10 protein-coding genes are annotated in these 8,964 nt (G+C 59.4%); 4 read left to right on the top strand and 6 right to left on the bottom strand.

The genetic code is table 11. The features are described from left to right. Positions 1-100 precede the first annotated feature (100 nt). The 3 genes from feoA to greB form a co-directional block, all read right to left on the bottom strand. On the bottom strand, positions 101-325 hold the full coding sequence (gene feoA, locus ADK28_RS14695) for a ferrous iron transporter A (RefSeq protein WP_048795971.1): 225 nt from the start codon (positions 323-325) through the stop codon (positions 101-103). 606 nt (positions 326-931) lie between these two features. Beyond that, the gene (locus tag ADK28_RS14690; RefSeq protein WP_033639208.1) at positions 932-3,265 is read right to left on the bottom strand and encodes a Tex family protein; all 2,334 of its coding nucleotides are present in this window, start codon (positions 3,263-3,265) and stop codon (positions 932-934) included. Positions 3,266-3,422: 157 nt separating this feature from the next. Beyond that, positions 3,423-3,896 carry a transcription elongation factor GreB gene (gene greB, locus ADK28_RS14685; protein WP_016930381.1) on the bottom strand — a complete coding sequence of 158 codons (474 nt, stop codon included), beginning with the start codon at positions 3,894-3,896 and terminating at the stop codon, positions 3,423-3,425. Positions 3,897-4,126: 230 nt separating this feature from the next. Between greB and cbpA the strand changes: the two genes are divergently transcribed. The 4 genes from cbpA to envZ all read left to right on the top strand — a co-directional run bounded on the left by cbpA (position 4,127) and on the right by envZ (position 7,744). Continuing rightward, positions 4,127-5,089, top strand: coding sequence for a curved DNA-binding protein (gene cbpA, locus ADK28_RS14680; RefSeq protein ID WP_016930380.1), 963 nt, complete (start codon positions 4,127-4,129; stop codon positions 5,087-5,089). 5 nt (positions 5,090-5,094) lie between these two features. Next, entirely contained in the window at positions 5,095-5,400 is a 306-nt protein-coding gene (locus tag ADK28_RS14675) for a chaperone modulator CbpM (RefSeq protein WP_004930739.1), read from the top strand. Positions 5,401-5,657: 257 nt separating this feature from the next. Continuing rightward, positions 5,658-6,377 (top strand): two-component system response regulator OmpR, encoded by a 720-nt coding sequence (gene ompR, locus ADK28_RS14670; protein WP_004709363.1) that lies wholly within the window; start codon positions 5,658-5,660, stop codon positions 6,375-6,377. Then, positions 6,374-7,744, top strand: a complete 1,371-nt coding sequence (gene envZ, locus ADK28_RS14665; RefSeq protein WP_048795970.1) for a two-component system sensor histidine kinase EnvZ — start codon at positions 6,374-6,376, stop codon at positions 7,742-7,744. The genes ompR and envZ overlap by 4 nt, the downstream gene beginning before the upstream one ends. A gap of 33 nt (positions 7,745-7,777) precedes the next feature. Here envZ and ADK28_RS14660 read toward each other — a convergent pair whose 3' ends face one another. The 3 genes from ADK28_RS14660 to ADK28_RS14650 form a co-directional block, all read right to left on the bottom strand. Further along, a complete protein-coding gene (locus ADK28_RS14660; protein WP_048795969.1) occupies positions 7,778-8,257 on the bottom strand; it encodes a type II toxin-antitoxin system VapC family toxin in 480 nt (159 codons plus the stop codon). Further along, positions 8,254-8,517, bottom strand: coding sequence for a FitA-like ribbon-helix-helix domain-containing protein (locus ADK28_RS14655; RefSeq protein WP_004930730.1), 264 nt, complete (start codon positions 8,515-8,517; stop codon positions 8,254-8,256). Before ADK28_RS14655 ends, ADK28_RS14660 begins: the two co-directional genes overlap by 4 nt. A gap of 126 nt (positions 8,518-8,643) precedes the next feature. Continuing rightward, positions 8,644-8,964 (bottom strand): phosphoenolpyruvate carboxykinase (ATP) (locus ADK28_RS14650; RefSeq protein WP_048795968.1); only part of this gene is annotated, 321 nt, incomplete at its 5' end.

Here is an 8,964-nt window from a genome sequence, read left to right as displayed (position 1 = left end):
CCGATTAAGCCGATGGTGAGTTTTTTCATAGTTCAGCGTGTCGTCTTCAAGGAGAACAGCGCCGGCGCAAGGGCGCGTCGGCAAATGGAGGCGTGCCGGTTCAGGGCTGGCCGTCGAGCTGCAGCAGCGCCAGATCCTTCCTGCGCAGCACTAGGCTGACGCGGCGGGTTTTAATTTCTATCGGATCGCCCAGCGGCGCGACGCGCACCACSTCGAACGAAGAGCCGGGCAGCATGCCGAGCGATAACAGTTTCTGGCGGTAGGCCGGCGCAATTTCACCGGAAAAGCCGATAATCTTATATGTGTGTTTAGGTTGAAGCTGCATGTGATTAACCTTCCGGGTGCCGATGAACATCGGGCTGATGATAATTGGACGTTGCCGGCGAAAATGCCACGCCGTCGGCGGTATTCATCCATAAGGTCATGCAATAAAGTGAGCGCAAATAATAGTAATTATCATTATCGCGTTCAATACAAAAAGTAGGGGTATTGTAACCAATTATTATGGCGTCGACAGTTTTTGATGGCGTTGTCTTGATTAACGACGTTTTACCACCGCTTGCGATGGGGAACAAATGAGAATGGCGAGTTAAATCAGTTGCGTATTTGTAGCCAAGTTTTCTCGTTTGCAAATATCGAGGGTTTTTTCCCTTTATTTATTTCCGCTGAAAAGCAATTCGATAACATTATTCCGCCGTAATGCGAGCGGTAACCATTTGTGTTTCTCTCACTATTGGTGAGATGAAAAATGCGTGTTAACAAAGTTGTTAATAAATGGCTGCAGAAGGCATTTTTGCTGGCTGAATAATGAGAGGGTGATCACGCAGGAACGGGAAATAAAAAGATGACGGTTTATTGAGACGGGTCAAGAAATGCCGCAAGTTTTATTCATCAGAAAGGGCGGAGCAGGCTCCGCCCTGTTGGCTCTGACTTAGCGTTTCTTGCCGAATGCCGCCGCCAGCGCGTCGCCCATGGCGCTGTTGCCGGCCGGCGCCGCGTTGCGCGGTTTGGCCTTGTTGCCGCCCGCCGAACGGTTGGCGGTGTCGCGCGACTGTGCCGGCGCGTTGCCGCCGCGGCGCGGCGAGCCTTCGCCCGGTTGCTCATCCAGGCGCATGCTCAGCGCGATGCGTTTACGCTGCAGATCGACTTCCATCACCTTCACTTTGACGATGTCGCCGGCCTTCACCACGGTGTGCGGATCTTCGACGAATTTGTCCGCCAGCGAGGAGATGTGCACCAGGCCGTCCTGATGCACGCCGATATCCACGAAGGCGCCGAAGTTGGTGACGTTGGTCACCGAGCCTTCCAGGATCATGCCCGGCTGCAGATCGTTGAGGGTTTCCACGCCTTCGGCGAAGGTGGCGGTTTTGAACTCCGGACGCGGATCGCGGCCCGGCTTCTCCAGCTCTTTCAGAATGTCGGTGACCGTCGGCACGCCGAACTTGTCGTCGGTGAAATCAACCGCTTTCAGGCTGCGCACCGCCGAGGCGTTGCCCATCAGATCCTGCAGCGCCTGCTCGGTGGCGGCCAGGATGCGTTGCACCACCGGATAGGCTTCCGGGTGAACGGTGGAGGCATCCAGCGGGTTGTCGCCGTGGTTGATGCGCAGGAAGCCGGCGCACTGTTCGAACGCTTTCGGCCCCAGGCGGCTGACCTTCAGCAGCTGTTCACGGTTGCTGAAGCGGCCGTTCTCGTCGCGCCAATTGACGATGTTCTGCGCCATCATGCGCGTCAGGCCGGCCACGCGGGTCAGCAACGGCACCGACGCGGTGTTCAGATCGACGCCGACGGCGTTCACGCAGTCTTCCACCACCGAATCCAGCTTCTTCGCCAGCTGGCTCTGGCTGACGTCGTGCTGATATTGGCCGACGCCGATGGATTTCGGATCGATCTTCACCAGCTCCGCCAGCGGATCCTGCAGGCGGCGAGCGATGGACACCGCGCCGCGCAGCGATACGTCGAGATCCGGGAACTCCTGCGCCGCCAGTTCGGACGCGGAGTACACCGACGCGCCCGCTTCGCTGACGATCACTTTCTGCGCCCGGACGTCGCTGAACTGCTTTTGCAGGTCGAGATAGAAACGCTCGGTTTCACGCGACGCGGTGCCGTTGCCGATGGCCACCAGCTCTACATTGTGTTTGATGCACAGCGCCGCGACGATGGCGGCGGCTTTCGCCGCTTGCCCGGTGTGCGGGTAGACGGTGTCGGTGGCGACCAGCTTGCCGGTTGCGTCGACCACGGCGACTTTCACCCCGGTGCGCAGGCCCGGATCGAGGCCCATGGTGGCGCGCATGCCGGCCGGCGCGGCCATCAGCAGATCATGCATGTTGCGGGCGAACACGTTGATCGCTTCATCTTCCGCGCGCTCGCGCACCGTGCCCATCAGCTCGGTTTCCAGGTGCAGCAACACCTTGATGCGCCAGGTCCAGTTGACCACCGCCTTGCGCCAGGCGTCGGCCGGAGCGTTGTTCAGGCGCAGATTGAGGTGATTGATGATGATCAGCTCCGCCTGGCTTTCGCGCGGCGCTTCTTCAAACTGCGGATCGGCGTTCAGCGCCAGCTGCAGCACGCCTTCGTTGCGGCCGCGGAACATCGCCAGCGCGCGGTGCGAAGGCACCTGGGAAATCGGTTCGTGGTGATCGAAATAGTCGCGGAACTTGGCGCCTTCGTCTTCCTTGCCCTCGACCACTTTGGACACCAGATGGGCGTTTTTCCACAGGTAGTCGCGCACCTTGGCCAGCAGCGCGGCGTCTTCGGCGAAGCGCTCCATCAGGATATAGCGCGCGCCGTCGAGGGCGGCTTTCACGTCCGCCACGCCCTTGTCGGCGTCGACGTAGCGTTCGGCCAGTTGTTCCGGCTGCTGTTGCGGATCCTGCCACAGCGTGTCCGCCAGCGGTTCCAGGCCGGCTTCGATAGCGATCTGGCCGCGGGTGCGGCGCTTCGGTTTGTACGGCAGGTAGAGGTCTTCGAGTTCGGTCTTGCTCAGCGTGGCGTTGATCGCCCCCGCCAGTTGTTCAGTCAGTTTGCCCTGTTCATCGATCGACTTCAGGATGGTCTGGCGACGATCTTCCAGTTCACGCAGATAACCCAGGCGGGTTTCCAGCTGGCGCAGTTGGGTGTCGTCCAGGCCCCCGGTGACTTCCTTACGATAGCGTGCAATAAAGGGCACGGTATTACCTTCATCCAGCAGACGGATGGCGGAGTCGACTTGCTCCGGCCGGGCCTGCAGTTCTGTTGCAATAATGCGGCTCAGTGGGTCATTCATAGGTCTGGTATCTGTATTGAGAACGGTGAATAAACAGGGGACAGTTATACGGATTGATCGGGGAAAATGCCAGTGGAGCGGGCCGCCGCCGCGCGGCCGCGGCGTGGAGAACAGCTCAGGCGGCGGCGTTGGCGGCGGTTCGGAAAAAGCTGAAAGCTTACTTCGGGTAGTCTATCTCGTTCACGTACCACTGCGCCTCGCCCAGCGGCGTATTGACGGTGGCGACGTCCCCGACCTCTTTTTTCAGCAGGGCGCGCGCCATAGGCGCGTCGATGGAGATGTAATCCTTGCGGCCGAAGATCTCGTCGTAACCGACGATGCGAAAGCGTTTGATTTCGCCGTCTTCGTTCTCCACCTCTACCCAGGCGCCGAAGAACACTTTGCCTTCCTGCTGCGGGGAGTAATCGACGATCTTCAACTGCTCCAGGCATTTGGTCAGATAGCGGACGCGGCGATCGATCTCGCGCAGCCGCTTCTTGTTGTACTGGTAATCGGCGTTTTCGCTTCTGTCGCCCAGGCTGGCGGCCCAGGTCACTTTCTTGGTCACCTCGGGGCGTTCTTCGCGCCAGAGGTAATCCAGCTCTTGTTTGAGCTTGTCATACCCTTCACGGGTTATCAGTTGAGTTCTCATCGTGATTTATCTTTATGGGGTCACCGCCACAGTGTACGTGAATGCGGGGGGCTTTAGAAATGGCGCGCGGGCCTGCGCGTTGTCGCACGGTTTTTATTCAGTTTGCGCAGCTTTTAACAATCGGGAGTATGCTTAGCGATAGCGGAAAAGGAATGTGACGAAAGGAGGATATCTGGCGAGAGAGACAAGGAATTTTGGCGCACAACCCAACACATTGAAGGTATTACCGCATGGAATTTAAAGATTACTACGCCACGATGGGCGTTGAGCCCAACGCCGATCTGAAAACCATCAAAACGGCCTACCGCCGGCTGGCGCGTAAATATCACCCTGACGTGAGCACTGAAGACGACGCCGAAAGCAAGTTCAAGGAAGTGGCCGAAGCCTATGAGGTGCTGAAGGACGAGGAGCGCCGCGCCGAGTACGATCAGATCCGGCTGCATCGCAACGATCCGAACTTTGGCCGCCAGGCGCGCGGCGATCACGGCGGCTATCAGCAGAGCGCTTCATGGCACGGCGGCGGCGCCGACGCGCAAGACTTCTCCGACTTCTTCGAGAGCATGTTCGGTGGGCGGGCGGCGGGCGGGCATCGCTCCGCTTCGCACTCGCACGGCGGGCATGGCTTCCGCGGCCAGGATCTGGAGATGGAGGTGCCGCTGTTCCTCGAGGAAACGCTGCATGGCCAAAGCCGCGAGATCTCCTACACGCTGCCGGTGTACGACGAGCTGGGGCGGCAGGTGAGCGAAGCCAGCAAAACGCTGAACGTGAAAATCCCGGCCGGCGTGGGCGACGGCGAGCGCATTCGCCTCAAGGGGCAGGGCGTTGCCGGCGTGGGTGGCGGCCAGAACGGCGACCTGTATCTGGTCATCCGCCTCGCGCCGCATCCGCTGTTCGAAATTGATGGCCACAATCTGAGCATCGTGGCGCCGCTCGCCCCGTGGGAAGCGGCGCTCGGCGCCAGCATCGAGGTGCCGACGCTGACCGGCAAAATCGCGTTGACCGTGCCGGCCGGCAGCCAGAGCGGCAAACGGCTGCGGGTCAAGGGCAAAGGGCTGGCGGGCAAGAAAGAGCCCGGCGATCTGTATGTCATTCTCAAGGTGGTGATGCCGCCGAAGCCGAACGAGAAGGCCAGCGCCCTGTGGCGAGAGCTGGCTGAGCAGGCGGCGTTCAATCCGCGTGCGGAATGGGAGTAAAGCACATGATGAAGAAAGAGATCACATTCACCGTGGTGGAACTGTGTCAGCGAGTGGAGATTTCAGAGGACGAATTGGTCGAGATCGTCGGCCTGGGCGTGATCGTGCCGCTGGAGCCGGCGCAGCCGCGCTGGGAGTTCGATTACCCGGCGCTGAGCCATCTGCAGCGCGCGCGCAGGCTGCGTGCCGAGCTGGATCTGGATTGGCCGGGGATCGCCATGGCGCTGACGTTGCTCGATCGGGTTGATGCGCTGCAGCAAGAGAACCGGCAGTTGCGCCGGCAGCTGGCGCGTTTCCTGCAGACTTCCTGACCCGACGGCTAAACGCCACCGGTCGGTTCGCCGGTGGCGAAATTGTGCAAAATTGGGCCGTCGCCCCACATTGCGCCGATAAAGGGCGAAATTTTAACGAACCCCCGTCGACATTCACTGAAAATTGTTGATAAATGGGGAAAAGAATAAGCTTTGTAACAATTTCGTCTAGAATACATACCATTAAACGCTGTCTCAAATGGCAAGGTTTTCTAACAATATTCGAGTCAGGCAATAAAGCCTTTGGGAGTAATACCATGCAAGAGAATCATAAGATCCTGGTTGTCGATGATGACATGCGCCTGCGCGCGCTTTTAGAACGTTATTTAACCGAGCAGGGCTTCCAGGTTCGCAGCGTTGCCAACGCTGAGCAAATGGATCGCTTGCTGACTCGTGAATCCTTCCATTTGATGGTGCTCGATCTGATGTTGCCGGGCGAAGACGGCCTGTCCATCTGCCGCCGCCTGCGCAGCCAGAGCAACCCGATGCCGATCATTATGGTCACCGCGAAAGGCGAAGAGGTCGATCGCATCGTGGGGCTGGAAATCGGCGCCGACGACTACATTCCTAAACCGTTCAACCCGCGTGAGCTGTTGGCTCGTATCCGCGCGGTGTTGCGCCGCCAGGCGAACGAACTGCCGGGCGCGCCTTCGCAGGAAGAGGCGGTGATCGCGTTCGGCAAATTCAAACTGAACCTCGGCACCCGCGAAATGTTCCGCGAAGACGAACCGATGCCGTTGACCAGCGGCGAGTTCGCGGTACTGAAGGCGCTGGTCAGCCACCCGCGTGAACCGCTGTCGCGCGATAAGCTGATGAACCTGGCGCGTGGCCGCGAATACAGCGCCATGGAGCGTTCCATTGACGTGCAGATCTCTCGCCTGCGCCGCATGGTTGAAGAAGATCCGGCGCATCCGCGTTATATCCAGACCGTGTGGGGTCTCGGCTACGTCTTCGTACCGGACGGCAGCAAGGCATGAGGCGATTGCGCTTTTCACCGCGTAGCTCGTTTGCCCGAACCCTGTTGTTGATCGTCACCTTGCTGTTCGTCAGCCTGGTGACGACCTATCTGGTGGTGCTGAACTTCGCCATCCTGCCCAGCCTGCAGCAGTTCAACAAGGTGTTGGCCTACGAAGTGCGTATGCTGATGACCGATCGGCTGCAGCTGGAAGACGGCACGCTGCTGGAAGTGCCGCCGGCATTCCGCCGTGAGATCTACCGCGAACTGGGCATCTCTCTCTACACGAATTCGGCGGCGGAGGAGAGCGGCCTGCGCTGGGCGCAGCACTACCAGTTCCTCAGCCAGCAGATGGCGCAGCAGCTCGGCGGGCCGACCGATGTGCGGGTGGAGGTGAACAAGAACTCCCCGGTGGTGTGGCTGAAAACCTGGCTGCAGCCCGATATCTGGGTGCGCGTGCCGCTGACGGAAATCCACCAGGGCGACTTCTCGCCGCTGTTCCGCTATACGCTGGCGATCATGCTGCTCGCGATCGGCGGCGCCTGGCTGTTTATCCGCATTCAAAACCGCCCGTTGGTGGAGCTGGAACATGCGGCGCTGCAGGTGGGCAAGGGCATCATTCCGCCGCCGCTGCGCGAGTATGGCGCTTCCGAAGTGCGGTCAGTGACTCGCGCATTCAATCAGATGGCGTCGGGCGTCAAGCAGCTGGCGGACGATCGCACCTTGCTGATGGCCGGGGTCAGCCATGACCTGCGCACGCCGTTGACGCGCATTCGGCTGGCGACGGAGATGATGAGCGCCGAAGACGGTTATCTGGCCGAGTCGATCAATAAAGACATCGAAGAGTGCAATGCCATCATCGAGCAGTTCATCGATTATCTGCGTACCGGGCAGGAGATGCCGACCGAAAGCAGCGATCTGAACGCCATTTTAGGCGAAGTGGTCGCGGCGGAAAGCGGCTATGAGCGGGTGATTGAAACCGCGCTGTCGCAGGGCGAGCTGATGATGAATGTGCATCCGCTGTCGATTAAGCGGGCGGCGGTGAACATGGTGGTGAACGCGGCGCGTTACGGCAACGGTTGGATCAAGGTCAGCAGCGGTCGCGAGCTGCAGCGCGGCTGGTTCCAGGTGGAAGATGACGGCCCGGGCATCAAGCCGGAAGAATTGAAGCACCTGTTGCAGCCGTTCGTACGCGGTGACAGCGCGCGCAGCACCAGCGGCACCGGTCTGGGGCTGGCGATCGTGCAGCGTATTATCGACGCGCATGACGGCGAACTGGATATCGGCACCAGCGAGCGCGGTGGGCTGTTGATCCGCGCGTATATTCCGTTGCCGATGGAGAAAAAAGAGTCGACCAACGGCCATCAAACGGCCAGGGAAAACGCCTGACACTCTGGCGTGGGCCGCGCCGCTGCGGCCCCGTCAGGACTTTCTGCTCATCACGTAGTATTCCGCCGCATCTTCATGCAACCGACGGCCGGTCGGCGCCTGCCACGGATCGATTAACTCGATGCCGCAGTGGAGGAAGTCTTTGGTATTGCGGGTGGCCAGGGCGGCGCCGTAATGCAGGCAGGTGGCGGCGATTTGGGTATCCGGCACGCTCATCGCTTTACCCAGCAGCCGATTCCTTGTCGTCAATTCCGCGTATTGCATCGCGCACAGCCCATCAAACGGCAATATCTGCCCCTCGAACTTCAATTCAATGGCGTCCGCCAATTTCAGCTTGAGATCCCGCTGGCGCTTGCCGTCAGGCATGCAGGCGACGCCGCTGAACAGTTCGGCGAGGACAATGGCGCTGAGATAGAGCTCGTCATTGTCCTTTTCATTTAACCAGTTAATGACGTTGTAGTACGGGCTGGGACGCAGCGTTTCTGAAATGACGTGGGTGTCGATAATGATCATGCGTTGTCATCTTCATCATCAAAGGTGACGATGCGTGGCGGCACGGCGTCACGCGGTGGGATCTCCAGCTCAACGCCGCCGAATTCGGCGAAGTGCTGATGCATCCAGGTACCCAATCCATAGCGCGGCGGCTTTTTCACCAGCGCCTGTTTCAGGATCATGCGCGCTTCCTCTTCCATGGAATGGCCGTTTTTCGCCGCTGAGATACGCAGCAGCTCTTTGATTTCGTCGTCCAGATTTCTGACGGTGATAGTAGCCATTGAAACCTCCTTTGCTATCAATGATTGCATTGACTTATTTTCTCGTCTTGCCGATTAAAAAGCAATCAATTGAAATAAAAAAAGGCGCGGGATCCGCGCCTTAGCTGAAGAGGTAACGTTACCGAATTACAGCTTCGGACCGGCGCTAACCAGCGCGGCGCCCGCAGGCGTGTCGGTGTATTTGTCGAAGTTGGTGATGAAGCGCTCGGCCAGATCCTGCGCTTTTTCCTGCCACTGCTCGAGACTGGCGTAGGTGTTGCGCGGATCGAGGATTTCCGGGTTCACGCCCGGCAGCGCGGTCGGCATCGCCAGATCGAAGATCGGCAGAGTGACGGTTTCCGCCTTGTCGATTTCACCGCTCAGGATGGCGTCGATGATGCCGCGCGTATCTTTGATCGAGATGCGTTTGCCGGTGCCGTTCCAGCCGGTGTTGACCAGGTAAGCCTG

It is taken from the genome of Serratia sp. 506_PEND (genome assembly GCF_001076875.1).
GTDB classification, from domain to species: domain Bacteria; phylum Pseudomonadota; class Gammaproteobacteria; order Enterobacterales; family Enterobacteriaceae; genus Serratia; species Serratia marcescens.
The sequence above is the reverse complement of the archived record's forward strand: the minus strand, read 5'-3'. Positions and strand labels throughout refer to the sequence as shown.

Bases quoted from the DNA above. Each gene is read 5' to 3' on its own strand.
- ADK28_RS14690 (WP_033639208.1), bottom strand. From the start codon at position 3,265: ATGAATGACCCACTGAGCCGCATTATTGCAACAGAACTGCAGGCCCGG.
- greB (WP_016930381.1), bottom strand. From the start codon at position 3,896: ATGAGAACTCAACTGATAACCCGTGAAGGGTATGACAAGCTCAAACAA.
- cbpA (WP_016930380.1), top strand. From the start codon at position 4,127: ATGGAATTTAAAGATTACTACGCCACGATGGGCGTTGAGCCCAACGCC.
- ADK28_RS14675 (WP_004930739.1), top strand. From the start codon at position 5,095: ATGATGAAGAAAGAGATCACATTCACCGTGGTGGAACTGTGTCAGCGA.
- ompR (WP_004709363.1), top strand. From the start codon at position 5,658: ATGCAAGAGAATCATAAGATCCTGGTTGTCGATGATGACATGCGCCTG.
- envZ (WP_048795970.1), top strand. From the start codon at position 6,374: ATGAGGCGATTGCGCTTTTCACCGCGTAGCTCGTTTGCCCGAACCCTG.
- ADK28_RS14660 (WP_048795969.1), bottom strand. From the start codon at position 8,257: ATGATCATTATCGACACCCACGTCATTTCAGAAACGCTGCGTCCCAGC.
- ADK28_RS14655 (WP_004930730.1), bottom strand. From the start codon at position 8,517: ATGGCTACTATCACCGTCAGAAATCTGGACGACGAAATCAAAGAGCTG.